The organism is Nocardia sp. NPDC059240 (genome assembly GCF_042753865.1).
Lineage (GTDB): Bacteria > Actinomycetota > Actinomycetes > Mycobacteriales > Mycobacteriaceae > Nocardia.
This window is the reverse complement of the sequence record NZ_JBHZAC010000019.1, coordinates 61,762-88,167: the sequence shown is the minus strand read 5'-3', so window position 1 is coordinate 88,167 and position 26,406 is coordinate 61,762. Positions and strand designations below refer to the sequence as shown.

Here is a 26,406-nt window from a genome sequence, read left to right as displayed (position 1 = left end):
GGAGCACCTGATGGACACTCTCACAGCACACGTGTGCGCACTCCCACCCGGCCGCCTCTGCGAAGGCCCGATCTGGGACCCGCGCACCCAGCACCTCCTCTGGGTCGACATTCGCGCAGGCCACATCCACCGCGCCACGTTGACCGATGCCACCCCGGGTCCGATGGATCGCGCGGCGCACCCCGACCTGGTCCTGCGCGACACGATCAGCCTCGAGCCACCCCTCAGCGCGGTGCTGCCGTGCGCTTCGGGCGGATTGCTGGTGGCAGTGGGTGACGCCATCTTCCGAATCGACGATGCACCCCGTCATTCCGGCGTGCCTTTGGCCGGAATCCACCCTGTGGCTATGGATCCCGGCCAAAAGCACGCCGGGATGACGAAGGGTAGCGACGCCGGGATGGCGGGTGCGGATAGGAGTGGGGTCGCCGAGCTTTTTGCGCGGGTGCCGCTGGCTGGGGACGGGGTGGGGAGTCGGCTCAATGACGCGAAGGTCGATCCGCGGGGGAGGCTGCTCGCGGGGACTATGGCGGAGGAAGGGGGCGTTGGTGGGTCTGCGCTCTATCGGGTTGATCCGGACGGAACTCTCAGCATGCTGCGGACCGGCGTCACGATCTCCAACGGCCTCGGGTGGAGTCCTGATGGGCGCACCCTCTATTACGCCGACAGCCCCACCCGTCGCGTGGATGCCTTCGACTACGACCTCGATTCCGGAACCATCGGTGCAGGAAGACCTTTCGCGTACTTCGCCGACGGCGACCCGGACGGGTTGACCGTGGATGCCGAGGGCAATGTCTGGGTGGCCGTGTGGGGTGCCGGTCAGGTGCGGGCCTTCGATCCGGACGGAACGCTTCGCACGACAGTCGAAGTCGGGCCCTCCCAGGTGTCGAGTTGCACCTTCGCCGGTCCCGACCTGGATGTTCTGGTCATCACCACGGCGGCGGAACGCGAGGCTGCCCGGGAACCTCACGCGGGCAGCCTGTTCACCTGCGTTCCCGGCGTGATCGGCCGCCCCGCGACACCGTTCGCCGACGAGAAGCTGGTTTTGGCAGATGAATGATGAGATATCGGGGGCCGCCGGATCGAGTGCGGCCCGCGCGGAGGTTCGGTCCGCTCTGCGGCTCGTGAGCTCCGGGGATGCGGCCCAGCGTGATTCGGGCCCGGATGACGCGACCGCGCCGGGCGCTTCGCCCGCGGATGTGCCCATGGGCGATCCGTTGCGGCCGGAGGTTCCGATCATCGCGATTCTGCGTGCGCCGAGGGCGGACCGTTTCGCGGCGGTGGCCGCGGTGCTGCACGAATCCGGCATTACGGCAGTGGAATTCACGCTGACCAGTGCGGGCGCGTTGGAGGCGGTTCAGGAGTGTGCGGGATTCGCGCATCGGATCGGGGTGGGGTCGGTGCTCAGCGCGGCGGATGCGGAACGGGCGGTGGAAGCGGGGGCCGCGTATCTGATCACGCCTGCTGTCATCGAAGAGGTGATCGCGGCGGGGCGGAGTCTCGGGGTGCCGGTGGTGTCGGGTGCGTTCACGCCCACCGAGATTCACCGGGCGTGGACGGCCGGGAGTCGCATGGTGAAGGTTTTTCCGGCCGCAGTGGGCGGGCCGGGGTATATCCGGGCGGTGCGTGCGCCGCTGCCCGAGATCCCGCTGGTGCCCACCGGCGGGGTCGGGCTCGACGAGGTTCGCGCGTATCTGGAGGCGGGGGCCGCGGCGCTGGGGATCGGTTCGCCGCTCATCGGGGACGCCTGTGCGGGTGGCGATCTCGATGCGCTGCGGGAGCGTGTTCGTATCTTGCGGGACCAGCTGTCATGAGGGGCGGACTGGTAACGCTCGGCGAGGCGCTCGGCGTGATCGCGGCCACCGACCCCGGTCCGCTCGCCCCCGGCGCGGGCATGCGGATGGACTTCGCCGGCGCGGAGGCGACCGTCGCGATCGGCGTGAGCCGGCTCGGCCACCGCAGCGCCTGGATCGGGAGTGTCGGCGCGGATGCGGTGGGCCGCATGATCTTCGATCGGCTGCGCGCCGAGCAGGTGGACCTCGCCGACTGCCGACTCGATCCGGACCTGCCGACCGCGCTGATGCTGCGGGAACGCCGCACCGCCGACCGGACCCGGGTCACCTACTACCGGCGTGGCCTGGCGGGCGCACACCTCTGCGTCGACCAGATCGACGCGGCCCGGATCACCGCCGCCGGGGTCCTGCACATCACGGGAATCACTCCCGCACTCAGTAATTCGGCGCGCGCCGCGGTCGATCTGGCCGTCGGGATCGCGGCCGACGCGGGTGTGCCGGTGTCCCTGGACGTCAACTATCGCAGTGCGCTGTGGACGCCCGCCGAGGCCGCCGCCGAGCTGGCGAAACTGGTGTCGCGCGCCGATATCCTCTTCGCCGGACTGGACGAAGCCGCCCTGCTGCTGTGGTTCGCCCGCCCGGACCTGGTGCCGGAAGACCTGGTCACGATCGCCGAATCGCTGGCGGCGCAAGGCCCTTCGGAGGTCGTGCTCAAACTCGGCTCCGACGGTGCGGCCGCCTGGTGCGACGGGGCATTACTACGCGAGGGTGCGGTACCGGTGACCGCCGTCGACCCGGTCGGGGCCGGGGACGCGTTCGTCGCCGGATACCTGGCCGGACTGCTCGACGGCGGATCCGTCTCGGAGCGTTTGCGATTGGCCGCACTCTGCGGCGCGTTCGCCGTCTCGGTGCCCGGCGACTGGGCGGGATTGCCCTATCGCGACGAGCTCGGGCTGCTCGACGGGGCCGACATTCAGCGATGAGCACGAAGGGGAAGAGCATGAGCCGGTTGACCGACAGGGTTGCCGTCGTCACCGGGGCGGCCTCGGGAATCGGGGCGGCCACGGCGTGGCGACTGGCGGCGGAGGGCGCGACGGTGGTGATCGCCGATATCGACGAGACCGCGGGACGCGAAGTGGCGGAAAAGATCCGGGCGACCGGCGCGCACGCCGAGTACCGGTGGTGCGATGTCACGCTCGAAGAGTCGTGGGAGGCATTGCGGACGCGGGTCAACGAACGGTTCGGCCCGGTGGATTTCCTGTGCAGCAACGCTTCCCGGCAGGCGATCATCCCGGCCCACGAGCTGAGCAGGCGGCAATGGGACGACGGGCTCGCGGTCAATCTCACCCCGCTGTTCCTGGGCGTGCGGACCTTCATCGACGATCTGCGCACCCGGCACGGCAGTGTCGTCGCCGTCTCCAGCGTGCACGCCCAGTTCGGGCTGCCCGGCTACCCGGTCTACGCCGCCGCCAAGGGCGGACTGACCGCACTGGTACGGCAGCTCGCGGTCGAGTACGGGCAGGACCGGGTGCGGGTCAACGCCGTCCTGCCCGGACCGATCCTCACGCCGGTCTGGGACGACGTGGATGCCGAAGGACGTCAATTATCCGCCCGCGCAACGGTTCTGGACCGTCTCGGCGCACCCGAGGAAGTGGCGGCCGCCATCGCCTTCCTCGCCTCCGACGACGCCTCCTTCATCACCGGCGCGAACCTGGTGGTGGACGGCGGCTGGAGCGTGCGAAAGGAATCCCGGTGAAGATCACCGCACTCACCACCTACCTGGTCGCGCCGCGCTGGTGCTTCCTGCGCATCGACACCGACGCGGGCATCACCGGCTGGGGCGAACCCGTCATCGAGGGCCGCGCCCACACGGTGGCCGCCGCCGTCGAGGAACTCTCCGACTACCTCGTCGGCGAGGATCCGGCGCGGATCGAGGCACACTGGCAGACCCTCACCAAGGGCGGCTTCTATCGCGGCGGCCCCATCCTGTCGAGCGCGGTCGCGGGCATCGATCAGGCGCTGTGGGACATCACCGGCAAGGCGCTCGGTGTACCCGTGTGGCAGCTGCTCGGCGGGGCGGTGCGCGACCGCATCCGCGTCTACAGCTGGATCGGCGGCGACCGGCCCGACGATGTGGCGGATGCCGCGCTGGAGCGAAAAGCCCAGGGCTTCACCGCGATCAAGATGAACGCGTCGGCGGAACTGGAACCCATCGACACCCCGCGCGCCACCCTCGGCATCGTCGAGCGGGTGGCCGCGGTGCGGGAGGCGGTCGGCGACGAGTTCGATATCGCCGTCGACTTCCACGGCCGGCTCTCGGTCGCCATGGCGCGACGGGTACTGCCGCTGCTCGAGCCGTACCTGCCGATGTTCGTGGAGGAACCGCTGGTACCGGAGGTGAGTGATCGGATCGGTGAGATCACCAGCGCCACCAGCATTCCCATCGCGACAGGCGAAAGGCTTTATTCGCGGTGGGATTTCCTGCCGGTGCTCGAACGCGGTGTGGCCGTGGTGCAACCGGATCTGTCCCATGCCGGCGGCATCTCCGAGGTCCGGCGCATCGCCGCGCTCGCCGAGGCCCGCGATATCGCGCTCGCCCCGCACTGCCCGCTCGGGCCGATCGCCTTGGCGGCCAGCCTGCAGGTCGGATTCGCGACCCCGAACCTGCTGATCCAGGAACAGAGCCTGGGCATCCACTACAACACCGGCTCCGACCTGCTCGACTACCTCGTCGACCGCACGGTTTTCGCCTACCGCGACGGCCATGCCGGGCTGCTCACCGCACCCGGACTGGGCATCGAGATCGACGCCGACGCCGTCGCCCGCGCGGCCGAGACCGGGCACCGCTGGCGGAACCCGGTCTGGCAGCGCAGGGACGGCTCGTTCGCCGAATGGTGATCAGCGCCCGATGGTTCAGCGCTGCGGGACCAGTGGGCGGAACTGATCCGTCGGGTGCTGGGTGGCGGCGGCTTCCGCACGCTCTCTGGCGATTTCCACCCGGTAGCCGACGACCACGGTGCTGACGAGCGCCGCCGCGATAATCCCTTCGGCGATGAAGAACGACGTGAAGTCGATGATCGACCCGATCGGCGCGCCACCCGGCACCGCATTGCGCAGCGGCACCAGCGCGAAAAGCAGTGCGCCCATCATGGATACGGCCGGGAACATCAGGCCGCGCTGCCCGGCCAGCACGTAGTAGCAGGCGATGGCGGCGGCCAGGGCCAGACCCAGCATCAGGATCATGATGAACACCGCGAACACCAGCGACGGCAGCGAACGGCTCGCATGCAGGGTCAGGTCGATGCCGTTGTCGGTGCTGTTCTCCGGCGACTCACTCACGGCGAACAAGGTCTCGCCGCTGGCGACGGTCGCCGCGGTCGGCAACGGCTTGTCGCCGCTGAACACATCGAAGGCCAGCACGGAGTCATAGGAGTCGAACGGGTAATCGGTGAGGGTGCCCTCCACCACGATCTTCACCTCGGCGGCGGAAATCGGTTCGCCCGCCTTGATTTTGATCGGGTCGGCCTTCAGCGCCGAGGTGTACAGCAGGGCGTCGGAGGCGAAGCGGCCGTTCTTGTCGGCGAGCGCGCCGCGCGGATTAGCCAGCACCTCGACGGTCGCGGTCTGGGTGGTCGGGTCGATCTTGCCGACCCAGATATTGAGGTCCACGCGATCCTTGACCGCGGCATTGCCGAAGGGATGCGAAGCCTCCGAACGGGTTCGGCCCACCTCGTAGGTGGACAGGGCGAGCACCAGACCCACGATGACGGCCGCCGCGATCGCGACCAGCCACAGCGGTCCGCGGCGTTTCTGCTGAATTCCGTGTTGCACGCCGCGAACCTATCGGCGCGCCGATCAACGATCGATCAGGAAGACATCAATTGCAGACCGAGAGGTCCGGGCTTGATCGAGAACTGATCGGGGCTTGATTTCCTGCGTGCTGTATTGGGTCCCATGGCTTTCCCGTACCCGAACCAACCGACCACGACATCTCCCGAGGCGGCCCAGCAGCGCAGCCTCGGCTACTTCATCTTCCTGAGCCGCTGGCTGCAGCTGCCGCTGTACCTCGGCCTGATCGTGGCGCAGGCCGCGTATGTGTGGCAATTCCTGCGCGAACTCTGGGATCTGGTGCACGGGCTGTTCTCCGACGGCAATGCCGAAACCAGCATCATGCTCGCGGTGCTGGGGCTGATCGACGTCGTCATGATCTCCAACCTGCTGATCATGGTGATCGTCGGCGGGTACGAGACCTTCGTATCGCGGCTGCGCATCGACGGGCACCCGGATCAGCCGGAATGGCTGGCCCAGGTGAACGCCAATGTGCTGAAGGTGAAGCTGGCCATGTCGATCGTCGGCATCTCCTCGATCCACCTGCTCAAGACCTTCATCAGCATCACCAACGACCCCAACCCGGGCGAGCACTCCGCCCGGTACCTGTGGCCGGTGATCATCCACCTGTCGTTCGTGTTCTCGGCGGTGCTGCTGGCCTGGATCGACCGCATCATGCCGCACGCCGCGCACCACCACGGCAACCACGAGAGCAACCACCACGAGAACGGTCATGAGACACCGGCTCCCGCGCTGCCCGCCCCGCACCCCGGCGCGTTCCAGAACCCGCATCCCGGCGGCTGGAGCAACGGCGACCCGGCGGCCGCGCGCAGCAACTAGGTGCAACCCGAGGGGCTGCGCTCAGCCCAGCGGGTGGTGGCGCAGGAATTCGGCGGCGGCCGGGTACTGCTCCAACGCCTTGGCCGCCGCCGCTTCCTCGGCGGCGCAGAGCCGTTCGTAGCCGGACTCGTCGGCGTGGGCGGCGTGGGTGCGCAGGGTCTGCAGGGATTCCACGGCGTCACGGTGATCGCCGAGGACGCCCTGCAGGCGCTTGGCCTTCTTACCGAGTTCGGTGGCGGGCTCGCCGAGTACGGCGGTGGCGGCCTCGGCCGAATAGCGCAATCGCTTGGCCGCCTTGCGAATATCGTGCAGGTGCTCGACCCGCTCCTCCTCGGTGAGGCTGGGTTCCTCCCGCACCAGCCGGCGCAGCTCGCGGAAATCGTGGCGCAGTACCTCGGCGAAAACGTGATCGGCCGGTTTGCGTGCCTCCGCCGGGCGCAGCGGGGCATCGGCGAGCATCCCGTGTAGTCGATCGAGCAGGTGACGGTAGCGGCGGCTGTCGAAGGAGTCCACCACGGCCCGATGCGCACCGGTGTAGAAACGCCGCTGCTCGGCCACCAGTTGGTCGCCGAAACCCTTTCGGGGCGCGGACTTCTCGCCCAGCGGCACCGTCTTCTCGTCGAACGGGGGCCCGGCGTCGCCGAGCAGCGCGGCGAAGCGTTCGGCCCGCACCTCGGCGTCGCGCGCCACCCCGAGCAGTCCGGCCAGCCAGCGCAATTCGTCGGTGATCTCACCGACGGGCTTGCGCCGCAGGATCCGGCGATAGGACTTCAGCACGCTGCGCAGTCGCCGGGTGGCCACCCGCATGGAATGCACCGAATCCGGAAGATCCTGGCGCACATCGGGTTCGGCTGTACACAGCCGGTCCACATCGGCGGCTACTGCGTCGACCAAGGCGGGACCGGCTGTGGTACTCATCTACGTCCTGTATTTGTCGGTGGCTTCCACCAGATGGTGGGTGATGCCGGGTTCGAGAGCGGCGTGACCGGCGTCGGGCACGATGTGCAATTCCGAAGCGGGCCAGGCCTTGTGCAGATCCCAGGCACTGGTCGCCGGGCACACCACGTCGTAGCGGCCCTGCACGATCACGCCGGGAATATGCGCGATGCGGTCGATATCGCGCAACAGCTGCCCCTCGTCGAGGAAGCCGTGATTGACGAAATAGTGGTTCTCGATGCGGGCGAAGGCCAGCGCGAACCGCGGGTCGGCGGTCTCGGCGACCCGATCCGGGTGCGGCAGCAGGGAACTCGTGGAACCCTCCCAGGTCGACCACGCGACGGCCGCGTCGGTGGCGAGGGCATCGTCGGAGGAGTGCAGCAGCCGGTGGTAGACCTCGACCAGGTCTTGCCCGCGTTCGGCTTCCGGCACCGGCGCCAGGAACTTCTCCCACTCATCGGGGTACACGTACCCCGCGGAGCCATTGTAATACCAATCGATTTCCTTGCGCCGCAACAGGAATATCCCGCGCAAGACCAATTCGGTGACCCGGTCCGGGTGTTTCTGAGCATAGCTCAGGGCCAGCGTCGAACCCCAGGAACCGCCGAACACCAGCCAGGCGTCGACGCCCAAATGCGTTCGCAGCCTTTCGATATCGGCGACCAGATGCCAGGTGGTGTTGTGCTCCAGGCTCGCCCCGTCGGCGATGTGCGGGGTGGACTTGCCGCAACCCCGCTGATCGAACACGACGATCTTGTACGCCTGCGGATCGAAGAACTGCCGGTGATACGGCGAGGTGCCGCCGCCCGGTCCGCCGTGCAGGAACACCGCGGGCTTGCCGTCCGGATTGCCGCTCACCTCGTAGTAGAGCGACTGGCCGTCACCGACCTCCAGCATGCCCTTCTCGTAGGGCTCGATCGGCGGGTACAGGGTCCGCATCAGCCGGCCACCAGCCCCGAGGCCAGATCCGGGATCTCGATCGCCTTGATCGCCTCGCTGCGCACATCCGGGCAGCTCTTGGTGGTGACCCGATCCACCACGCCGCGCTCGTTCGGCAGGAACAGGCCGTTCTGTGCCGCCCACTGGATGACGGTCGCGTTGAGCGAAACCTTGTCCATGGTCGGGGTCTGCACCCGCCAGTCCGACAGCTGCGGGCGCAGCAGGTCGCACAGCTGCTTGGCCTGATCATCGGTGACGTTCAAGCCCGCGCCGTTCGCGCCCGTGGTCGGCGCGCCACTGGTGCTCGGCACCGAGGTGGAGGTGAGCGGCGAGCCCGAGCCCTTCGGCTGCGTCGATCCGGTCGAGGAATTGTCCCCACAGGCCGCGACCAATGCGAGGGCGGCTACACCGGCGATCACCAGCGGCGCCCGTCGAACCCAGCGACTACTTCCACGATCCATGAACTTCCCTTTGGTCGATCCAGCTCGTTGGCTACCGAGTCTGCCACCAAAACCGGGTTGTGGACCGAGAAGGCAGGGGCCGAATACGTGTCGATAGCTGTCGGCTATCGTGGCCGCCGCCGAAAAACGCCCCCGCGACAATCCGCGAGGGCGTTCCTGTTCACGCTGCGACCGTGCCGATCAGTAGCTGTGTTCCGGACCCGGGAACACGCCGCGCCGCACCTCGTCCGCGTAAGTGGCTGCCGCGCTGCGCAACTGGCCACCGACATCGGCGAACTGCTTCACGAACTTGGCGGTCTTGCCGCCGGTGTAACCCACCATGTCCTGCCAGACCAGCACCTGCGCATCGCATTCCACGCCGGCGCCGATGCCGACGGTCGGAATGGTCAGCTTGCGGGTGACCTGCCCGGCCAGCTCGGCCGGCACCATCTCCATCACGACCGAGAACGCGCCCGCCTCCTGCACCGCGATGGCGTCGGCGATGAGCTGCTCGGCCCCGTCGCCACGGCCCTGCACCCGGAAGCCACCCAGCGTGTTGACACTCTGCGGGGTGAACCCGATGTGCGCCATCACCGGAATGCCCGCCGCGGTCAGCTTGTGAATGGTGTCGGCGACCCGCTCACCACCCTCGAGCTTCACCGCGTGCGCGCCCGCCTCCTTCATGAACCGCACGGCCGTGGCGAGTGCCTGCTCGGGAGAGGACTCGTAGCTGCCGAACGGCAGATCCGCCACCACCAGTGCATGCGGCGCACCCTTGACGACGCCTCGAACCAGCGGAATCAACTCGTCGATCGTGATCGCGACCGTGGTGTCGTAGCCGTACACCACATTCGCGGCCGAATCCCCGACCAGCAGCACCGGAATCCCGGCGTCTTCGAAAATCCGGGCCGTGGAGTAGTCGTACGCGGTGAGCATCGACCACCGCTCGCCCGCCTGCTTCATCTCCTGCAGATGCTGCACGCGGGTCTTCCGCTTAGCCGGAGCCTTGGCCGCCACAGCCCCATACACGGGCGTTTCCGCATCAGATACGGACATCATCGTCCCTCTTTCGTCGTTCCTCGAGGCCCGTCACCGGGTCCCCGGGTTGCTATGACGCCCCTCAGTCTGCCATTCGCCCCGCTCACCCCGGAGATGGAATTCCTCACATCGGCTATTGGACGCGTAGCTCCGCGGCGGGTGGGAGGCGGCGTTCGTCGGCGGGGGTGAGGCGCGGTAGGGAGAAACGGCAGAATTCGTCGGCCGCGTCGATGTTCAGCGGGGATTTGCCGAGCAGCGGCTGGAGGAGGGTGGGGACGGGGGCGCCGGGCCAGGTGTGGCCCATGCCGTGGATGGCCCAGGTTTCCACCCGGGTGCCGCCGACGCCGTCGCCGACCGCGCGGCGGGTCACCGCCAGATCGGTCGGGGCGGGGCCGGCGGGGTGCCGCTCGGCGGTCTCGATGCCGGTGCAGCGATTCGATGCGGCCCAGCGGCGGCCGGATTCGGTGAGCGAGAGGGTGCGGCCACGGAGTTCACCGTTCGGGCCACGCCGGCGCGAATGGCCGCCCCCGATCGGGACGATCCGGTCGGCCGTCCCGTTCATCAGTAAGGCCGAGACGGCGTGGGTCGGCCGCACGCCGGTCAGCGCGGCGGGCAATCCGCCCGCGACCGCGACGAAGGCGGACACCAGATCGGCGGCCTCCAAGGCCATCCGGTGAGCCATGAACGCGCCGTTGGAGATTCCGGCGACCAGCACCCCGTCATCGCGGGTGCCGCACTGTTCGGCGCACCACCATGAGATCGCGCGCAGAAAGGTGACGTCGTCGACACCGTTGCGGTCACCCGCCGACACCCCGCGCCCGTCGGCCCAGCCACCGCCGAACGCATCCGGATAGGCGACCGCGATCCCGTACCGGTCTACGCAGGCATCGAATCCGGTGCCGCGCCGCGCTCTCGCATCGGCGAACCGCTGCACCGGCCCGAGCACCGACGAGCGATTGCCGTGCAACACCACCACCAACGGCAGGTCAGCTCCCCGCTGGGCGGGCAATCGCAGCGCGAACGACCTCCGTCGCCCATCGACCTGCACTTCTATGTTCGCCATCGATCCCTGTTGTGATACGCGCAGGATGCCTCCGCAGTTCACTGACACATTACCGACGCCCACGACCGAAAATTCAATCGATTCAACAAAATTGGCCGACCGATTTCACCAGGCCGTCGAGCCGTACCGCGCACGCCGTCGCCGTCGACCCGGCGGCCACCCCCGCCACGGCGCGCAACCCGGTTCGCGCACATCGGGATTCGCGAGCGCCGGCGACAAACCGCGGGTGACCAAAACCGAGCGGCGGTACGCGTTGGCCGAGGAGTTGCGGGCCTACAGCCCCCGCCCCCGGTCGGCCCGGCAGCCGGCCGCGCGCTACGAGGTGACCCCGTGCACCATCGTGCGGGACATCGCCGCGCTCCAGCAGGCGGGAGTGCCGGTGGTCGCGGTCGCCGGGCCGGGCGGAAGTGGAGTCGGCTCGAGCATGATTCGGGTCGGCGGACCCGTACAGCCCCTGCGAGCCGTTCGTCATGATGATTCGATGGACAAACTCCTGGTGCTGGTCAACGGACTTCCGGGGTCGGGCAAGTCGACACTGGGGCGATCGCTTGCCCAGTCGTTGAATGCCCAGTTCCTATCGAAGGACGCCGTCAAGGAAGCGCTTGCGGCCTGTCTTGACGATGCCGCTGGACTGCGCGCGCTCGGCGGAATCGCGATGGAGACGGTTTGGGCGCTGGCGCAGGCGATCTCGGGCACGGTCGTCATCGACTCCTGGTGGTTCAAGCCGCGCGATCTTCACTTCGCCCGTACCGGAATCCGGAACAGCGGCGCATCGCACGCCGTCGAGATCTGGTGCGATGTCCCCGCCGACATCGCACGGGCTCGCTACGTGAGCCGAAACCGTCCGGCGTTCTACGAAGACCGGCAACGCCTCGCCGACAACTGGGACACGTGGGCCGCTCACGCCGCACCACTCGAGTTGACGGCCACCCTTGTTGTCGACACAAGCGGGCCGGTCGATTGCTCCCGTCTCGCCGACCAAATTCGTTTCACATCGAATTTGCGCCGTGGCATGAAGTAGGTTCGGCCGGAATCCGATTCAGCGATCAGGGGAGTGATGATGGCGCGGCTTGCGGTGGTCAGTGGTGGTGGGACCGGGATCGGGAAGGCGGTGGCGCGGCGGCTGGCGGCCGACGGCGTGGACGTGATTATCGTCGGGCGGCGGGCGGGGGTGCTGGAAACTGCTGCCAAGGAGATCAATTCGAGTGTCGGGGCTGAACGGGTGACCACCGCCACCGCCGATCTCACCGAGCCCCAGCAGGTTCGGGCTGTCGTCGAGACGATCGCGGCGGCCGGGCCCGTGGATGTGCTGGTCAACAATGCCGGTACCAGCCTGGCGTTCGATCCGGCCGACCTGGACAACCTGGCGGCCGTCTATACCGAGACCTTTCGGTTGAACGTGCTCACCGCGGTGCTGTTGACCGAAGCGCTGGTGCCGCATATGGCGGCGCCGGGTGGGCGGATCGTTGCGGTGAGCTCGATCGCGGGTCTGCGTGGGTCCGGCCCCTACGGGGCCGCGAAGGCGGCGCTGCACGGGTGGGCGTTGGGGTTGGCGCAACAGGTTGCGCCGCAAGGCATCACCGTCAATGTGGTGGCTCCCGGGTTCGTGCCCGATACCGAGTTCTGGACCGGACGGTTGACTCCGGAGCTGGTGGCCGACCGGGCCGCACAGATTCCGCTGGGTCGCGCCGGAACACCCGAGGATGTGGCTGCGGGGATCGCCCATCTCACCTCGGCGGAGGCGGGATGGACGACCGGGCAGATTCTGCAGATCAACGGGGGAGCCGTGCTCGGTCGCGGCTGAGCGAGATCGGCTAGCCGACGGGGCCCTTGGCGAGTTTGACTTGGGCCGACTGGTTCTGGCCCGTCGGGTCGATCCATTTCAGGGTGACGGTGTCGCCCGGGTGGTGCTGGTCCATGGTGGCGGTGAGATCGGTGGCCGAGGTGACGGTGTGGTCGTCGACCGCGGTGATGGTGTCGCGGGCTTGCAGGCCGAGCTGGTCGGCGGGCCCGCCCTGCACCACGCCGCGGATCTGCGCGCCGCCGGTGGTGGAGGTGACCGAGACGCCGATGAAGGCGGTGTCACCGATGTGGATGACATCGGTGGACTGGCCCGCCTGGATCTTCTTGGCGACCGTCAGCGCCTTGTTGATCGGAATGGCGAAGCCTTGCCCGCCACCGTTGTTGAAACGGAAGCCCTTGGACGCGGCGGTGTCCATGCCGATGACCTGACCGGCCGAATTGACCAGCGGCCCACCGGAATCGCCGGGTTCGATATTGGCGGCGATCTGGATGAGACCGGTGAGCTGCTCGGAGCTGCCACTGGAATCGTCACTGGCGGTGATGGCCTGATCGAGAGCGGTCACCTTGCCCGCGGCGGCGGTCGGCGTGCCGCGGCCGCCCGCATTGCCGACCCCGACCACCGGATCGCCGACACCCACCTTGCTGGAATCGCCGAGCGGCGCGGTCTGCAGACCGGACGCTCCGGTCAGCTTGATGACGGCCATATCCTCGCTGCGGTCGAAGCCGAGCACCACGGCGTCATAGGTCTGCCCGTTGCCCAGATCGGTGACCGAGATCTTGGTCGCGCCTTCCACCACATGGTTGTTGGTGAGCACGATCCCGTCCGAACTCAGGACGATGCCGGTGCCGGCACCCTCCCCGTTCGCCAGGCCGAGCTCGGTATTGACGTCCACGATGCCCGGCACCACGGTCTGCGCGGCCGCGTCGAGATCGGCTGCGGGCGTGCTGAAGTCGATCGGCTGACTCTGCGTCACCTGCCCCGGCGACTGCGCGACCGGATTGCCGGGCACCAGCGTGTTCGGCCCGCAGGCCACCAGGCCCAGGGTGGCGGCCAGTGCCACGGCAGCGGCCGCAGCGGCCCGAATGGTGCGTGAGCGCGTCGAACCCGCGGCGGAGCGGTCCGGCGACTGTGGTTGCACGTTCATGACGTCCCTCATAAGTAGAGCCCCCAGTTGCTTCCATTAAGCATGCGGTTTCTGAGAGCGGCCTGGGGACTAACCGTGTGAACACCCACGTACCGCGTGGAGTCGGCTCCGAACCTCTAGCGTCGCAGTTCCGTGCCATCGGTCAGGTCGCGCGGCGATCGGTGACGTTGCGCACAGGCGCGCGAGCCGCGATGTAAACGGAGATGTATATGAGCAGCGGTGGAAGGGGTGCGAGGGTGGATTCACGGGGATGGCACGATCGTGGCATGGCGTTGATGCGAACCGGCCGGGTCGTGCTCTTGGTGACGACGTTGGCGATGACCGCGGCTGCGTGCACCAGCGTGGTCGACGGCAAGCCCACCTCGAGCACCCCGGTGGGCATGGATACTTTCTACAATCAGCAGCTCACCTGGGGCAGCTGTACCGATTACGGCCAAAGCGACGACGACGTCCCGAAGGGCACCGAGTGCGCCCGGGTGACCGTCCCGGTCGATTACGCCAACCCGAACGGCGCCACCGCCAAGATCGCGATCTCGCGAGTCAAGGCCTCCGGCAAGAAGATCGGCTCGCTGCTGCTCAATCCGGGCGGCCCCGGCGTCACCGGTCTGAACATGGTCACGGTGGGTGACAACACCAAGCTGGCCGAACAGTTCGACCGCATCGGCTTCGACCCGCGCGGTGTCGGCGCGTCGCAGCCGTCCATCCAGTGCATGACCGCGGCCGAGGACGACGCCCAGCGCGCCGAACCCAACAAGGACAACTCGCCCGCCGGCATCGCGGCCAACGAGGCCGAGGCCAAGGACTTCGCGAACAAGTGCGTCACGCGCACCGGCAAGGACTTCCTCGCCCACGTCGGTACCCGGGAAGTCGTGCAGGACATGGACGTCATCCGTGGCGTGCTGGGTGACGCGAAGCTGACCTACCTGGGCTACTCCTACGGCACCCGCCTCGGCTACTCCTACGCCGAGAAGTTCCCCGATCACGTGCGGGCCCTGGTGCTCGACGGCGCGCTGAAGCCGGATCAGGATCCGCTCAAGGAATCCCTGGGCCAGGCCGAGGCCTTCCAGAAGACGTTCGAGGACTACGCGGCCAACTGCGCGCAGACCGAGAAGACCAACTGCCCGCTCGGTGACGATCCGAAGCAGGCCACCGACAAGTTCCGCGCCCTGATCAATCCGCTGTGGGACAAGCCCGTTCCCACCCAGGACCCGCGCGGCCTGCCTTACGGCGATGCCATCACCGGTGTCCAGCAGGCGCTCTACTCGCAGCGGCTGTGGAAGGCCCTGACCAAGGGCCTGCGCGAGGTGCAGCAGGGCAGCGGCGACACCCTGCTGGCGCTGGCCGACATGTACAACGGCCGCCACGACGACGGCTCCTACGACAACAGCTCCGACGCGTTCAACGCCATTCGCTGCGTGGACGATCCGGCCATCACCGACCGGGCCGTCACCGCCAAACAGGACGCCGACTTCCGCCGCGTCGCCCCCTTCCGCGACGACGGCCACGGCAGCAATGCCGCGCCGCTGGAGCTGTGCGCCTTCTGGCCGGTCCCGAATACCAGCACGCCCCACGTGCTTTCGATCCAGGGCCTGCCCGCGACCGTCGTCATCTCCACCACCGACGACCCGGCCACCCCGTACCAGTCCGGTGTGGACCTGGCCAAGCAGCTGGGCGCGGACCTGATCACCTTCAAGGGCTCTCAACACACCGTGTCGTTGCAGGGAAACAAGTGCGTCGACGATCCGGTGGTCTCCTACCTCATCGACCTGAAAGAGCCCGCCAAGGGCCTCACTTGCTGAGGCCCCGCGGGGGTGAGGTAGATGAAGCCCGACGCGCCCGAACGACTTGGTCCATCCATGTAACACGGATTTAACTCCCGGCCCCTACAGTCGCGGACATGGACCGTCAGAAGGAATTCGTCCTCCGCACGCTCGAAGAGCGCGATATCCGCTTCGTGCGACTGTGGTTCACCGATGTCCTGGGCTATCTGAAGTCCGTAGCGATCGCGCCCGCCGAGCTGGAGGGCGCGTTCGAAGAAGGAATCGGCTTCGACGGATCGGCCATCGAAGGGTTTGCCCGGGTCTCCGAGGCGGACATGGTGGCCAAGCCGGACCCCTCCACCTTCCAGGTGCTGCCGTGGTCCACGTCGAAGGGGCATCAGCACTCCGCGCGCATGTTCTGCGATATCGCCATGCCGGACGGTTCGCCGTCCTGGGCGGATCCGCGGCACGTGCTGCGGCGTCAGCTGAACAAGGCTGCTGACCTGGGCTTCAGCTGCTACGTGCACCCGGAGATCGAGTTCTTCCTGTTGAAGCCGGGCCCGCACGACGGCTCGCAGCCGATCCCGGCCGACAATGGCGGCTTCTTCGATCAGGCCGTGCACGACGAGGCCCCGAACTTCCGCCGCCACGCCATCGACTCGCTGGAATCCATGGGCATTTCCGTGGAATTCAGCCACCACGAGGGTGCGCCGGGCCAGCAGGAGATCGACCTGCGCTACGCCGACGCGCTGTCCATGGCCGACAACGTGATGACCTTCCGCTACCTGATCAAGGAAGTGGCGATCGACGAGGGCGTGCGGGCTTCCTTCATGCCCAAGCCGTTCGCCGATCACCCGGGTTCGGCCATGCACACCCACATGTCGCTGTTCGAGGGTGAGCAGAACGCCTTCGCCGACCCGGACGACCCGGACAACCTGTCGGAGACGGCACGCGCCTTCATCGCGGGCATCCTCGAGCACGCGCACGAGATCTCCGCGATCACCAACCAGTGGGTGAACTCCTACAAGCGCCTGGTGCACGGCGGCGAGGCCCCGACGGCCGCCTCCTGGGGCCGCTCGAATCGCTCTGCGCTGGTGCGGGTTCCGATGTACACCCCGAACAAGGCGGCCTCGCGTCGCGTCGAGATCCGCAGCCCTGACAGCGCCTGCAACCCGTACCTGACCTTCGCGGTGCTGCTGGCCGCCGGTCTGCGCGGGATCGAGAAGGGGTACACGCTGCCGCCGGAGGCCGAGGACGACGTGTGGTCGCTGACGTCGGCCGAGCGTCGCGCCATGGGCTTCCGTGAGCTGCCCGCGTCGCTGGACGAGGCGCTGAAGAACATGGAGAAGTCCGAACTGGTCGCCGAGACCCTGGGCGAGCACGTCTTCGACTTCTTCCTGCGCAACAAGCGCCGCGAGTGGGCGGGCTACCGCAACCAGGTGACGCCCTACGAGCTCAAGGAATACCTCGGGCTGTAATTGCTTCGACGGCTGTAAACGCTTCGACGCCAACGGGCCGCGATCACTTCGGTGATCGCGGCCCGTTCGCGTACCGGGAGCTATTCGGACGGGCGATAGCGTTCCAGCAGGTGGACGTGCCGGGGTTCGAGCTCCTCGAGGGTGCTGACACCGAGTAGCCGCATAATCCGCACCAGCTGCGTGCGCAGGATCTCGATCGCCCGATCCACACCAGCCTCGCCGCCCGCCATCAGGCCGTAGAGATAGGCGCGGCCGATGAGGGTGAAGCGCGCGCCGAGCGCGATCGCGGCGACGATATCGGCGCCGTGCAGGATGCCGGTGTCGAGATGGATCTCCAGGTCCGCACCGACCTCCCGGACCACCCGCGGCAACAGGTGCAGCGGCACCGGAGCCCGATCGAGTTGGCGGCCACCGTGATTGGACAGCACGATGCCGTCCACGCCCAGCGCGGCCAGCCGCTTGGCGTCGGCCACCGTCTGCACGCCCTTCACCAGTACCCGGCCGGGCCACTGTGCCCGCACCCAGGCCAGATCGTCGAAATCGACGGTGGGGTCGAACATGGAGTCCAGCAGTTCGGCGACGGTGCCGGACCAGCGGTCCAGGGAGGCGAAGGCCAGCGGTTCGGTGGTCAGGAAGTCCCACCACCACCAAGGCTTTCGCAGCGCGTCGAGTGCGCCGGTGGCGGTGATGGACGGCGGCACGGTCATGCCGTTGCGGACATCGCGCAGTCGATTGCCCGCCACCGGCACGTCGACCGTGACGACGAGGGTGTCGAATCCGGCCTTCGCGGCCCGCTCGACCAGCGCGATGGAGCGATCGCGGTCTTTCCACATGTAGAGCTGGAACCAGTTGCGCGCGCCGGGATCCGTTGCCGCCGCGATGTCTTCGATGGCGGTGGTGCCCATGGTGGACAGGGTGAACGGGATGCCCGCCCGCTGCGCGGCGCGTGCGCCCGCGATCTCACCCGCGGTGTGCATCATGCGGGTGAAGCCGGTGGGTGCGATGCCGAACGGCAGCCGCGCGGAACCGCCGAGAACGGTGGTGGCGGTATCGGTGTCGGCAACGTTGCGCAGGATCTCCGGGCGGAACTCGATGTCGCGGAACGCCTGCCGGGCCCGCTCGAGGCCGATCTCGGCGTCCGCTGCCCCGTCGGTGTAGTCGAAGGCCACCTTGGGCGTGCGTTTGCGCGCGAGTTCGCGCAGGTCCCAGATGGTCTGCGCGCGTGCGAGTTGCCGTGCTCGCCCGCCGAAGGGGCGCTCGAACTTCAGCAGGGGAGTCAGGTCGCGGGCCTTCGGGATTCTGCGTTCGGTCACCGTTCGATACTTTCCACGACCTCGGGGGTGCGCAAGCGCAGCGAATGCATGCCGCCGTCCACCTCCAACATCGTTCCGGCGGTGGAGGATGCGCGCGGGCTCGCCAGATAGAGCACGGCGGCGGCGACCTCCTCGGCGGTGACCAGTCGCCCGTGCGGCTGGCGGGCGCGCAGGGCCGCCAGTTCGGCGGCCGGATCCTCGGCGGCGGCGAGTAGTCGCTGGACCCAAGGGGTGTCGACGGTTCCGGGGTTGACGCAGTTGACACGGATGCCCTCGGCCAGGTGGTCGGCGGCCATGGCGCGGGTGAGGGCCAGGATCGCGCCCTTGCTGGCGCTGTAGGCGACGCGGTTGGGCAGGCCGGTGGTGGCGGCGATGGAGCAGGTGTGCACGATGGCCGCGGCGGGGGAGCGGCGCAGGTGCGGCAGTGCGGCGCGGGAAACCCGCACCGCGCCCAGCACATTCACCTCGAGGACCTGCCGCCATTCGGTGTCGGTGGTGTCCTCGACGGTGCCCTGCGCGCCGATGCCCGCATTGTTGATCACGATATCGAGGCGGCCGAAGGCGGCCACAGCGGCGGCGACGGCGGCGCGCACCGAATCATCGTCGGCCACATCGCAGTTCAGGGCGGGTCCGTCGGGCACGGCGGGGCCGGGATTCAGGTCGAGGACCGCGACGCGTGCGCCTGCGGCGCGCAGGGCTGCGGTGACGGCCCGGCCGATGCCCGATCCACCTCCGGTCACGACCGCGGCGAGTCCATCCAGCTCCGGGGGTTCCATGGCCACCTCACGATATTGGTCCGATGTTTGGCCTCCCGAACCTAGCATCGCGAATCGAATGATCGCTTGAATATTGCTCGTATTAGCCATGACTCGAGTTTTGGCAAACTCGTTGCGCGTACAGACATCGGATGTATAGTCGTGATCCAGATCACTGGCAGATGGGAAACTGCATGGTACGAATCACCGCGTTGGACACCCACGATGTCCGGTTCCCCACGTCGACGCAATTGGACGGCTCGGACGCGATGAATCCGGATCCGGACTATTCGGCGGCCTACGCGATCCTGCGCACCGACGACCCGGCCGGCCCGCAAGGGCACGGTTTCGTGTTCACCATCGGCCGCGGCAACGAGGTGCAGCAGGTCGCCATCGACGCGCTCGGACACCTGGTGGTGGGCCGCCGGGTCGACGAGATCATCGGCGATCTGGGCGGATTCGCGCGCGAGCTCACGGGTGATTCCCAATTGCGCTGGCTGGGGCCGGAAAAGGGCGTCATGCACATGGCGATCGGCGCGGTTGTCAATGCCGCCTGGGATCTGGCCGCCAAGTACGCCCGGAAACCGCTGTGGCAGTTGATTTCCGAGCTGTCACCCGAACAGATCGTCGATCTGATCGACTTCCGCTACCTGACCGACGCGCTGTCTCCGGACGAAGCCTTGGACATCCTGCGCCGCTCCGAATCCGGTCGCGCCGAGCGCACGGCGCACCTGCTGGACGCCGGATACCCGGCCTACACCACCTCGGCGGGCTGGCTCGGCTACTCCGACGACAAGCTGGCGCGGCTGGCCCGCGAGGCCGTCGCCGACGGCTTCCGCACCATCAAGATCAAGGTGGGCCGCGATGTGGACGAGGATCTGCGCCGGGTGAAGATCGCCCGCGACGCCGTCGGCCCGGGCATCGGGCTGGCCGTGGACGCCAATCAGCGTTGGGGCGTCGACGAAGCGGCGGACTGGATTTCGCGGCTCGCGCCGGCCGGGCTGGCCTGGGTGGAGGAGCCGACCAGCCCCGACGACATCCTCGGTCACGCGGAGATCCGCCGCCGTGTCGCCGGGACGCCCATCTCCACCGGTGAGCACGGGCAGAACCGGATCCTGTTCAAGCAGCTGCTGCAGGCGGGCGCGGTGGACATCCTGCAGATCGACGCCACCCGGGTCGGCGGGGTGAACGAGAATCTGGCGATCCTGTTGCTGGCGGCCAAGTTCGGGATCCCGGTCGTCCCGCACGCGGGCGGGGTGGGGTTGTGCGAACTCGTGCAGCACCTCGCGATGATCGACTATGTGGCCGTCTCCGGCACCATGGCCGAGCGCGCCATCGAATACGTGGACCACCTGCATGAGCACTTCCGCGATCCGGTGCGGGTGGCCGACGGCCGCTATCTCGCCCCGCGCGCACCGGGTTTCAGTGCCGAGATGCGGCCCGAGACCCTGCGCGACTACCGCTATCCCACCGGCGCGGCCTGGCGGTCCCCGGTCGAACTCGCACCCATGCAACAGGCTTCGGCAGTACAGGTTTCGGCGAAGGAGCTCGAAAACTCATGAACACCAGGATCATCGGTGCGGCGCTGGCAGCCGTGCTCGTCGTGGCCGCGGCGGCGGCCTGTTCGCGCGAATCGACCGGCGGATCGGGCGCACCCGCCGCCGTGAATGTCGGCAACGGGGCGGCCGACGGCGTACTGGTCGGGGCCGATCAGCCCCGCTCGGACACCGACTTCTGGAGCGCCTACGCCGGATACCTCGGGCCGAAGGCCGCGGCCGCGGGGGTGAAGCTGGAGAACACCAGCTCCGACAATGACGCCAACCGGCTCAAATCGAATGTGGACACGCTGCTGGCCAAAAACGTGAAGTCCCTCATCATGGCCCCGCAGGACACCGCCGCGGTGAAACCGGCGTTGACCGCTGCGGCCGCCAAGAACGTGCCGGTGGTCAGCGTGGACACCCGGCCCGACGCGGGCGGGGCCTTCATGGTGGTGCGCGCGGATAATCGCGCGTACGGCACCAACGCCTGCGTGTATCTCGGCGAAACCCTGCACGGCGCGGGCAAAGTCGTGGAGTTCCAGGGTGATTTGAGTTCCATCAACGGCCGCGACCGCTCGCAGGCCTTCGCCGACTGCATGCGCACGCGGTACTCGGGCATCAAGGTGATCGAGATCCCCACCGACTGGAAGGCAGATCGGGCGGTCTCGGGTCTGCAGGACAAGCTGCTCACCGATTCCGATATCAACGGCATCTACATGCAGGCGGGCGGCGCGTTCCTGCAGTCCACGCTCGCCCTGCTGCAGCGCAGCGGCAAATTGGTGAAAGCCGGTCAGCCCGGCCACATCACGATCGTCTCCAATGACGGCATCAAGGCCGAGCTCGATGCCATCGACAACGGCGATATCGACGCCACCGTCTCCCAACCCGCAGATCTCTACGCGCAGTACGCCGTCTACTACGCCAAGGCCGCCACCGAGGGCCGCAAGTTCGTGCCCGGTCCCACCGACCACGGCTCGGTCATCGTCGACGCCGGCAACGGCCAGCTCGAGGATCAACTGCCCGCGCCGGTGGTGACCAAGAACGGCGGCAAGGTCGGGGACATGGTCACGGTGGCCAGCAACGATCCCGGTCTGTGGGGCCGGGGCCACTGAGCCGGCGACGGCCGAGGCAAGGGGACCGATGGAAGCAATGGGACCGATGACGGAAACAGCGGCAGCCGAAGCGGATTCGGGCGAGACCGCGGTGGCGGAGGCGATCGGCGTCTCCAAGCGATTCGGCCGCACCCTCGCCCTGGACCGGGTCGGCCTGCGGGTGACGGCCGGGCGCACCCACGCACTGGTCGGCCGCAACGGCGCCGGGAAGTCGACGCTGGTGTCGATCCTGACCGGGCTCGCACCTGCCGATGAGGGGCAGGTGCGCTTCCGGGGCGAGCCCGCACCACCGACCGCCGACCGCGACGCCTGGCGGTCCCGCGTGGCGTGCGTCTACCAGCATTCGACCATCATTCCGGACCTGACCGTTGCGGAGAATCTCTTCATCAATCGCCAGGGCTTCGGCGGCCGGATCGTGCGCTGGCGTGCCGTGCGCGAGCGGGCGCGGGAACTGCTCGACACCTGGTCGGTGCCGGTCGCGGAAGACACACCGGCTCGGGAGCTTTCGGTCGAGCACCGGCAACTGGTGGAGATAGCGCGATCCCTGTCCTACGGTGCCCGATTCATCATCCTGGACGAGCCGACCGCACAACTGGACGGCCCGGCCATCCGCAGGCTCTTCGAGCGTATGCGGGATCTGCAGGCGCAGGGCGTGACGTTCCTGTTCATCTCGCACCACCTGGACGAGACCTACGAAATCTGTTCCGACGTCACGGTTTTCCGAGATGCCCGCCATATCGTCACCGCGTCGGTGGCCGACCTCGGCAAGCGGGAGTTGATTGCCGCCATGACCGGGGAATCGACGGGCTCGGATCGGACGGTCGAGCGGCCCGCCGCCGACCCGGCCGCTGAGCCGTCTCTGCGGGTCGAGAAGCTCACCCGCACCGGCGAATTCGGCGACATCGGGTTCGAGGTGCGGCCGGGGGAGATTGTCGGGCTGGCCGGAGGCGGCTCCAGCGGACGTGTGGAGGTAGCGGAGACGATTGTCGGATTACGTTCCACGACAAGTGGATTCGTGCGAGCCGGGAATCGCACCCTGCGCCGGGGCGGTGTACCCGCGGCCCTGGCCGCGGGCATCGGGTTCGTGCCCCGCGACCGGCACGACGAGGGCCTGGTGCTGTCGATGAGCGTCGCCGACAATGCCACCCTCACCGTCCCGCGCCGCCTGGGCCGGTTCGGGCTGCTGTCGCGGCGGAGCCGGGACGCACTGGTGCGCACCGCGATCGCCGAGCTGGATATCAAGGCCGACAGCCCGGAACAAGGCGTGGCGGAATTGTCGGGCGGCAATCAGCAGAAGGTGGTGTTCGCCCGCGCGCTGGCCACCGCACCGAAGGTCCTGGTGCTCATCACGCCGACCGCCGGCGTGGACGTGCGCTCCAAACAGACCCTGCGCGCGGTAGTCCGCGCCGCCGCCGATCGCGGCACAGCAGTGCTGGTGGCCTCCGACGAGATCGACGACCTACGCGACTGCGACCGGGTACTAGTCCTGGTCCAGGGCGCCCTGACCGCCGAATTCGGAAAGGGCTGGGACGACCGCGAACTCGTCGCCGCCATGGAAGGAATGGCATGAGCACGACCGGAACCGAATCGGTGACCGCGGCGATCGACTCGGCGACGCCCGCGGGCGTGGCGTCGCGGCGGGAGCGAAGGCCGTTGCGCTGGAGTTCGTTACGGGACTTCCTGCTGGTGCCGCCGATCCTGCTGGTGCTGGTGGTCGGGTATTTCATCGACACCAGTTTCGTCTCGTCGGCCAACCTGGTGAATGTGCTCACCAGCATGAGCGGCATCTCGTTGCTGGTGTTGGCCGAGGTGTTGGTGCTGGTGGTGGGGCGGATGGATCTCTCGCTGGAGTCGACCTTCGGTCTTGCGCCGGGCGTGGCGATCTGGGTGACCATGGGCACCGCCAAGGTGGGCGCGTTCACGTGGGCTTCGCCGTGGATGGCCATTCCGCTCGCGCTGCTCACCGGGCTGGTGGTGGGGCTGGTCAACGGGCTGCTGATCGTGCGGTTCGGGCTCAACGGGTTCATCGTGACGCTGGCCATGCTGATCGCGCTGCGCGGGCTGCTGACCTTCCTCACCGGTGGGTTCACCCTGACCAAGATCCCGGAGTCGGTGGAATGGCTGGGCAATGCCCGGGTCGCCGGGGTGCCGGTGAACATCGTTGTCTGCCTGCTGCTTTTCGCGCTGGGCTACCTGCTGCTCAACTACACCACCGCGGGGCGGGCGCTCTATGCCGTGGGTGGCAACGAGGCCGCCGCGCGGGCCGCGGGCATCCGCACGGATCGGGTCGTCATTGCGGTGCTGGTGATCGCCGGCGGGCTGGCGGCGGTGGGCGGGCTGATCTATACGGGGCAGTTCGCCAGCGTCCAGGTCAGTCAGGGCGACGGGATGATCTTCAATGTCTTCGCGGCCTGCGTGATCGGCGGCGTATCGCTCAATGGCGGACGCGGGTCGGTGCTGGGCGCGTTCTTCGGCATCGCGATCCTCACGCTCATCCAGAAGCTGCTGTCCTACGGCGGGGTCAGTGCGGACTCGCTGAAATTCATCAATGGCGCGCTGATCCTGGTGGCCCTGGTCATCACCCGGATCGCCGGTGGCCGCCGACAGGAGTGATATGCGAATCGCCTTGCACACCAGGCTGAAACCCGGCTGTGAAGCCGACTACGAGGGCGCTCACCGGGCCGTGCCCGCGGAACTGGTCGCCGCCATTCGCGCGGCCGGGGCCGGCGGGTGGACGATCTGGCGCAGCGGGCTGGACCTGTTCCACGTCATAGACTGCGACAGCTACGACAAGCTGCTCGGTGAACTCGCCGGACTGCCGGTGAACATCGAATGGCAGCGGTACATGGGGTCGTTTCTCGCTGTCCCGCACGACTATTCGGACGGCGATGCCGAGTTGCCGGTGGTCTGGGATCTCGGGCGGGAGTCCGGCGATGCGTAGTCGATCGGCCGCCCGGACGCCGGCACTCACAATTCCCGGCCTGCCCGGCGTCGTCCTCGGCGGTGCGGGATACGCGGGGCTGTTCCGGCCGGTGGGAGCGGCGGCCGCCCGCGAGGCGCTGAACAACGCCTGGCAGACCGGAATTCGAGCCTTCGACACCGCGCCGCACTACGGCGCGGGACTGGGGGAGGAGCGGCTGCGGCCTTTCCTGCGGGGACGTGAGCGCGCCGACTACTGGGTGTGCACCAAGGTCGGCAGGCTGCTGCACGACGATCCGCTCGCCGTCGACGGCACGGACGGGTTCTACGGAACGCCGAAACGCTCACGGCGCAGGGACTATTCGGCGCTGGGTGTACGCCGGTCGCTCACGGATTCGCTGGCGCGCCTCGGCGTCGAGCACGTGGACATGCTGCTCGTACACGACCCCGAGGACTACCTGGAACAGGCGCTGAGATCGGCCGTGCCGGAAATGGTCCGCATGCGCGAGCAGGGACTGACCGCCGGGATCGGCGTGGGCGTCAACACCGTCGAGACCGCGCTGCGTTTCGTGCGCGAGGCCCCGATCGATTGCGTGCTCATCGCCGGGCGCTACACCCTGCTGGACCGGCGTGCCGAAGCCGAGCTGCTCCCGGAATGCGCGCGCCGCGGTATCGCCGTCCTGGCAGGTGGTGTGCTCAACAGCGGCATCCTCGCGGATCCGCGGTCCCGCACCACCTTCGACTACCAGGACGCCGAATCCCAGGTGCTCGCCCGGGCACGAGACATGGCTCGGGTGTGCGCCGATTACGGCGTCCCGCTGCGTGCCGCCGCGATGCAATTCCCCCGGCGTCACTCCGCCGTCACCGCCGTCGTGCTCGGTGCAGGCACCGCCACTGAGATTGCCGACAGCCTCCTCATGCTGAATACGCCTGTGCCCGAGCAACTTTGGCACGACCTCGGATGCGCGTGAGTGGCAGCGTGGGTGCGACGGGCAGCAGTGGCTCAACCGGCCGCGCGGGCAAGCCATTCCATGACGCCCGCGACATGGGCGAGGGCGCGGGCGTGCGCCAGGTCCGGGTCGTGGGCGGCAATGGCGTCGCAGATGCCGCGGTGCTCGGCGACGGTGCGCTCGAACGCGCCCTCCTCGGTGACGCCGCGCCAGATGCGGGCCCGGGTGGTGGGCATGGACAGCGAATCCAGCAGGGAGGCAAGGACCTTGTTGCCCGACGCGGTAGCGATGGCCGCGTGGAAGCTCAGATCCAGGGCGAGCAGATCGGTGACCGAGGAACTGGCGGGGGGCTCGGCCAGGGTGCGCAGGTGCTCGATCTCGGGTTCGGACATGCGCTGGGCGGCCAGGGCGGTCGCGGCGGGTTCCAGGATGCGGCGCACCCCGAGGATGTCGAGCACCGAATCGTCCTGGTGGAATTCGAGCAGGAAGCTCATGGCGTCCAGCAGCGAATTCGGTTCCAGGCTGGACACGTACGTGCCGTCGCCCTGACGCACGTCCAGGATGCGCACCAGCGACAACGCCCGCACCGCCTCGCGCAGCGAATTGCGCGACACCCCCAGTTCGGCGGCGAGATCGGCCTCCCGGGGCAGTCGCGAACCGGGCCGCAGATCGCCGGAGACGATCTTGGCCTTGATTCGCGCTATCGCGTCGTCGGTGACCGACAAAACCGATTCCCCACTTTCCGAGACAGGACTGCAT

At 68.2% G+C, this 26,406-nt stretch carries 26 protein-coding genes; 16 read left to right on the top strand and 10 right to left on the bottom strand.

What is annotated here, in order from left to right; all coding sequences use genetic code 11:
* Positions 1-10: 10 nt before the first annotated feature.
* The 5 genes from ACFXHA_RS42850 to dgoD are packed head-to-tail and all read left to right on the top strand — an operon-like array spanning position 11 to position 4,688.
* Positions 11-1,057: an SMP-30/gluconolactonase/LRE family protein gene (locus tag ACFXHA_RS42850; protein ID WP_379366740.1), complete on the top strand. Its 1,047-nt coding sequence runs from the start codon at positions 11-13 to the stop codon at positions 1,055-1,057.
* Positions 1,050-1,811 carry a bifunctional 4-hydroxy-2-oxoglutarate aldolase/2-dehydro-3-deoxy-phosphogluconate aldolase gene (locus ACFXHA_RS42845; RefSeq protein ID WP_379366738.1) on the top strand — a complete coding sequence of 254 codons (762 nt, stop codon included), beginning with the start codon at positions 1,050-1,052 and terminating at the stop codon, positions 1,809-1,811. Before ACFXHA_RS42850 ends, ACFXHA_RS42845 begins: the two co-directional genes overlap by 8 nt.
* Positions 1,808-2,773: a sugar kinase gene (locus ACFXHA_RS42840; RefSeq protein ID WP_379366736.1), complete on the top strand. Its 966-nt coding sequence runs from the start codon at positions 1,808-1,810 to the stop codon at positions 2,771-2,773. Before ACFXHA_RS42845 ends, ACFXHA_RS42840 begins: the two co-directional genes overlap by 4 nt.
* Positions 2,774-2,790: 17 nt before the next feature.
* On the top strand, positions 2,791-3,546 hold the full coding sequence (locus tag ACFXHA_RS42835) for an SDR family NAD(P)-dependent oxidoreductase (protein ID WP_379366734.1): 756 nt from the start codon (positions 2,791-2,793) through the stop codon (positions 3,544-3,546).
* Complete coding sequence (gene dgoD, locus ACFXHA_RS42830) at positions 3,543-4,688, top strand: galactonate dehydratase (RefSeq protein ID WP_379366732.1); 1,146 nt, start codon at positions 3,543-3,545, stop codon at positions 4,686-4,688. The genes ACFXHA_RS42835 and dgoD overlap by 4 nt, the downstream gene beginning before the upstream one ends.
* Before the next feature lie 15 nt (positions 4,689-4,703).
* Here the strand turns inward: dgoD and ACFXHA_RS42825 are convergent, their stop codons facing one another.
* Positions 4,704-5,621 carry a DUF4436 family protein gene (locus tag ACFXHA_RS42825; protein ID WP_379366730.1) on the bottom strand — a complete coding sequence of 306 codons (918 nt, stop codon included), beginning with the start codon at positions 5,619-5,621 and terminating at the stop codon, positions 4,704-4,706.
* 123 nt (positions 5,622-5,744) lie between these two features.
* Here ACFXHA_RS42825 and ACFXHA_RS42820 point away from each other — a divergent pair, with 123 nt between their 5' ends.
* On the top strand, positions 5,745-6,458 hold the full coding sequence (locus ACFXHA_RS42820; protein WP_379366728.1) for a TIGR00645 family protein: 714 nt from the start codon (positions 5,745-5,747) through the stop codon (positions 6,456-6,458).
* A 21-nt stretch (positions 6,459-6,479) separates the two neighbouring features.
* On the opposite strand, the gene ACFXHA_RS42815 is transcribed toward ACFXHA_RS42820, so the two are convergent.
* The 5 genes from ACFXHA_RS42815 to ACFXHA_RS42795 form a co-directional block, all read right to left on the bottom strand.
* A complete protein-coding gene (locus tag ACFXHA_RS42815; RefSeq protein WP_379366726.1) occupies positions 6,480-7,376 on the bottom strand; it encodes a CHAD domain-containing protein in 897 nt (298 codons plus the stop codon).
* Entirely contained in the window at positions 7,377-8,333 is a 957-nt protein-coding gene (gene pip, locus ACFXHA_RS42810) for a prolyl aminopeptidase (protein ID WP_379366724.1), read from the bottom strand.
* Complete coding sequence (locus ACFXHA_RS42805) at positions 8,333-8,794, bottom strand: hypothetical protein (protein WP_379366722.1); 462 nt, start codon at positions 8,792-8,794, stop codon at positions 8,333-8,335. Before ACFXHA_RS42805 ends, pip begins: the two co-directional genes overlap by 1 nt.
* 180 nt (positions 8,795-8,974) lie before the next feature.
* A complete protein-coding gene (gene panB / locus ACFXHA_RS42800; RefSeq protein ID WP_379366720.1) occupies positions 8,975-9,829 on the bottom strand; it encodes a 3-methyl-2-oxobutanoate hydroxymethyltransferase in 855 nt (284 codons plus the stop codon).
* 115 nt (positions 9,830-9,944) lie between these two features.
* Complete coding sequence (locus tag ACFXHA_RS42795; protein ID WP_379366718.1) at positions 9,945-10,874, bottom strand: alpha/beta hydrolase family esterase; 930 nt, start codon at positions 10,872-10,874, stop codon at positions 9,945-9,947.
* On the opposite strand from ACFXHA_RS42795, the gene ACFXHA_RS42790 reads away from it, so the two are divergent.
* Positions 10,864-11,895 carry an AAA family ATPase gene (locus ACFXHA_RS42790; protein WP_379366716.1) on the top strand — a complete coding sequence of 344 codons (1,032 nt, stop codon included), beginning with the start codon at positions 10,864-10,866 and terminating at the stop codon, positions 11,893-11,895. The genes ACFXHA_RS42795 and ACFXHA_RS42790 overlap by 11 nt on opposite strands.
* Before the next feature lie 39 nt (positions 11,896-11,934).
* On the top strand, positions 11,935-12,678 hold the full coding sequence (locus tag ACFXHA_RS42785; protein WP_379366714.1) for an SDR family NAD(P)-dependent oxidoreductase: 744 nt from the start codon (positions 11,935-11,937) through the stop codon (positions 12,676-12,678).
* A gap of 10 nt (positions 12,679-12,688) precedes the next feature.
* Here the strand turns inward: ACFXHA_RS42785 and ACFXHA_RS42780 are convergent, their stop codons facing one another.
* Entirely contained in the window at positions 12,689-13,822 is a 1,134-nt protein-coding gene (locus ACFXHA_RS42780) for a S1C family serine protease (protein ID WP_379366712.1), read from the bottom strand.
* A 266-nt stretch (positions 13,823-14,088) separates the two neighbouring features.
* On the opposite strand from ACFXHA_RS42780, the gene ACFXHA_RS42775 reads away from it, so the two are divergent.
* A complete protein-coding gene (locus tag ACFXHA_RS42775) occupies positions 14,089-15,621 on the top strand; it encodes an alpha/beta hydrolase (RefSeq protein WP_379366710.1) in 1,533 nt (510 codons plus the stop codon).
* A gap of 98 nt (positions 15,622-15,719) precedes the next feature.
* Positions 15,720-17,060 carry a type I glutamate--ammonia ligase gene (gene glnA, locus ACFXHA_RS42770; protein WP_379366708.1) on the top strand — a complete coding sequence of 447 codons (1,341 nt, stop codon included), beginning with the start codon at positions 15,720-15,722 and terminating at the stop codon, positions 17,058-17,060.
* An 80-nt stretch (positions 17,061-17,140) separates the two neighbouring features.
* On the opposite strand, the gene ACFXHA_RS42765 is transcribed toward glnA, so the two are convergent.
* The gene (locus ACFXHA_RS42765; protein ID WP_379366706.1) at positions 17,141-18,373 is read right to left on the bottom strand and encodes an alpha-hydroxy-acid oxidizing protein; all 1,233 of its coding nucleotides are present in this window, start codon (positions 18,371-18,373) and stop codon (positions 17,141-17,143) included.
* Positions 18,370-19,149 carry an SDR family NAD(P)-dependent oxidoreductase gene (locus tag ACFXHA_RS42760; protein WP_379366796.1) on the bottom strand — a complete coding sequence of 260 codons (780 nt, stop codon included), beginning with the start codon at positions 19,147-19,149 and terminating at the stop codon, positions 18,370-18,372. The genes ACFXHA_RS42765 and ACFXHA_RS42760 overlap by 4 nt, the downstream gene beginning before the upstream one ends.
* Positions 19,150-19,322: 173 nt before the next feature.
* Between ACFXHA_RS42760 and ACFXHA_RS42755 the strand changes: the two genes are divergently transcribed.
* Genes ACFXHA_RS42755 through ACFXHA_RS42730 form a run of 6 tightly spaced genes read left to right on the top strand, consistent with a single transcriptional unit; the run spans position 19,323 to position 25,668 of the window.
* Positions 19,323-20,690, top strand: coding sequence for an enolase C-terminal domain-like protein (locus tag ACFXHA_RS42755; protein ID WP_379366704.1), 1,368 nt, complete (start codon positions 19,323-19,325; stop codon positions 20,688-20,690).
* Complete coding sequence (locus ACFXHA_RS42750; protein ID WP_379366702.1) at positions 20,687-21,778, top strand: sugar ABC transporter substrate-binding protein; 1,092 nt, start codon at positions 20,687-20,689, stop codon at positions 21,776-21,778. Before ACFXHA_RS42755 ends, ACFXHA_RS42750 begins: the two co-directional genes overlap by 4 nt.
* Before the next feature lie 46 nt (positions 21,779-21,824).
* Positions 21,825-23,348, top strand: coding sequence for a sugar ABC transporter ATP-binding protein (locus ACFXHA_RS42745; protein ID WP_379366700.1), 1,524 nt, complete (start codon positions 21,825-21,827; stop codon positions 23,346-23,348).
* Positions 23,345-24,391 carry an ABC transporter permease gene (locus tag ACFXHA_RS42740; RefSeq protein ID WP_379366698.1) on the top strand — a complete coding sequence of 349 codons (1,047 nt, stop codon included), beginning with the start codon at positions 23,345-23,347 and terminating at the stop codon, positions 24,389-24,391. Before ACFXHA_RS42745 ends, ACFXHA_RS42740 begins: the two co-directional genes overlap by 4 nt.
* Before the next feature lies 1 nt (position 24,392).
* A complete protein-coding gene (locus ACFXHA_RS42735; RefSeq protein ID WP_379366696.1) occupies positions 24,393-24,719 on the top strand; it encodes an L-rhamnose mutarotase in 327 nt (108 codons plus the stop codon).
* Complete coding sequence (locus tag ACFXHA_RS42730; protein WP_379366694.1) at positions 24,712-25,668, top strand: aldo/keto reductase; 957 nt, start codon at positions 24,712-24,714, stop codon at positions 25,666-25,668. The genes ACFXHA_RS42735 and ACFXHA_RS42730 overlap by 8 nt, the downstream gene beginning before the upstream one ends.
* Before the next feature lie 32 nt (positions 25,669-25,700).
* Here the strand turns inward: ACFXHA_RS42730 and ACFXHA_RS42725 are convergent, their stop codons facing one another.
* Entirely contained in the window at positions 25,701-26,372 is a 672-nt protein-coding gene (locus ACFXHA_RS42725) for a FadR/GntR family transcriptional regulator (protein ID WP_379366693.1), read from the bottom strand.
* Between the last annotated feature and the right edge of the window lie 34 nt (positions 26,373-26,406).

Bases quoted from the DNA above. Each gene is read 5' to 3' on its own strand.
- glnA (WP_379366708.1), top strand. From the start codon at position 15,720: ATGGACCGTCAGAAGGAATTCGTCCTCCGCACGCTCGAAGAGCGCGAT.
- ACFXHA_RS42740 (WP_379366698.1), top strand. From the start codon at position 23,345: ATGAGCACGACCGGAACCGAATCGGTGACCGCGGCGATCGACTCGGCG.
- ACFXHA_RS42815 (WP_379366726.1), bottom strand. From the start codon at position 7,376: ATGAGTACCACAGCCGGTCCCGCCTTGGTCGACGCAGTAGCCGCCGAT.
- ACFXHA_RS42805 (WP_379366722.1), bottom strand. From the start codon at position 8,794: ATGGATCGTGGAAGTAGTCGCTGGGTTCGACGGGCGCCGCTGGTGATC.
- panB (WP_379366720.1), bottom strand. From the start codon at position 9,829: ATGTCCGTATCTGATGCGGAAACGCCCGTGTATGGGGCTGTGGCGGCC.
- ACFXHA_RS42775 (WP_379366710.1), top strand. From the start codon at position 14,089: ATGGCGTTGATGCGAACCGGCCGGGTCGTGCTCTTGGTGACGACGTTG.
- ACFXHA_RS42760 (WP_379366796.1), bottom strand. From the start codon at position 19,149: ATGGAACCCCCGGAGCTGGATGGACTCGCCGCGGTCGTGACCGGAGGT.
- ACFXHA_RS42780 (WP_379366712.1), bottom strand. From the start codon at position 13,822: ATGAACGTGCAACCACAGTCGCCGGACCGCTCCGCCGCGGGTTCGACG.
- ACFXHA_RS42850 (WP_379366740.1), top strand. From the start codon at position 11: ATGGACACTCTCACAGCACACGTGTGCGCACTCCCACCCGGCCGCCTC.
- ACFXHA_RS42790 (WP_379366716.1), top strand. From the start codon at position 10,864: ATGTTCGCCATCGATCCCTGTTGTGATACGCGCAGGATGCCTCCGCAG.
- ACFXHA_RS42820 (WP_379366728.1), top strand. From the start codon at position 5,745: ATGGCTTTCCCGTACCCGAACCAACCGACCACGACATCTCCCGAGGCG.
- ACFXHA_RS42755 (WP_379366704.1), top strand. From the start codon at position 19,323: ATGGTACGAATCACCGCGTTGGACACCCACGATGTCCGGTTCCCCACG.
- ACFXHA_RS42845 (WP_379366738.1), top strand. From the start codon at position 1,050: ATGAATGATGAGATATCGGGGGCCGCCGGATCGAGTGCGGCCCGCGCG.
- ACFXHA_RS42835 (WP_379366734.1), top strand. From the start codon at position 2,791: ATGAGCCGGTTGACCGACAGGGTTGCCGTCGTCACCGGGGCGGCCTCG.
- ACFXHA_RS42840 (WP_379366736.1), top strand. From the start codon at position 1,808: ATGAGGGGCGGACTGGTAACGCTCGGCGAGGCGCTCGGCGTGATCGCG.
- ACFXHA_RS42730 (WP_379366694.1), top strand. From the start codon at position 24,712: ATGCGTAGTCGATCGGCCGCCCGGACGCCGGCACTCACAATTCCCGGC.
- ACFXHA_RS42735 (WP_379366696.1), top strand. From the start codon at position 24,393: ATGCGAATCGCCTTGCACACCAGGCTGAAACCCGGCTGTGAAGCCGAC.
- ACFXHA_RS42785 (WP_379366714.1), top strand. From the start codon at position 11,935: ATGGCGCGGCTTGCGGTGGTCAGTGGTGGTGGGACCGGGATCGGGAAG.
- pip (WP_379366724.1), bottom strand. From the start codon at position 8,333: ATGCGGACCCTGTACCCGCCGATCGAGCCCTACGAGAAGGGCATGCTG.
- ACFXHA_RS42795 (WP_379366718.1), bottom strand. From the start codon at position 10,874: ATGGCGAACATAGAAGTGCAGGTCGATGGGCGACGGAGGTCGTTCGCG.
- ACFXHA_RS42750 (WP_379366702.1), top strand. From the start codon at position 20,687: ATGAACACCAGGATCATCGGTGCGGCGCTGGCAGCCGTGCTCGTCGTG.
- ACFXHA_RS42745 (WP_379366700.1), top strand. From the start codon at position 21,825: ATGACGGAAACAGCGGCAGCCGAAGCGGATTCGGGCGAGACCGCGGTG.